At 34.1% G+C, this 246-nt stretch carries 1 protein-coding gene; it reads left to right on the plus strand.

Going from position 1 to position 246, the window contains the following annotated elements; all coding sequences use genetic code 11:
• Window positions 1–246 (plus strand): hypothetical protein (locus R2R70_RS22345; protein WP_410979250.1); only part of this gene is annotated, 246 nt, incomplete at both ends.

Consider the following 246-nt stretch of genomic DNA (forward strand, 5'->3'; position numbering starts at 1 on the left):
CCCCAACAATTTATAGCTTGCCAATTACAGATAATAGAAACAGGCAGGTTTATGGTGTATGCGGTAGTTTGAGATTGCAACAGTGGAAAGAATTAACAACTCATTGTCTTATACTTATTGAAAAAACAAATTCAGATCACCTTCCAGTAGTCAGATTCTACATAGATGACCCCGGTTTGCTCAAACAGATAGCTGAAAAATATCAATTTTTAGTAGAAGAGCTTCCTATTAGAAAATTATCTCAAT

Origin of the sequence: Cobetia sp. SIMBA_158 (genome assembly GCF_046566945.1) — a bacterium.
GTDB classification, from domain to species: domain Bacteria; phylum Pseudomonadota; class Gammaproteobacteria; order Pseudomonadales; family Halomonadaceae; genus Cobetia; species Cobetia amphilecti.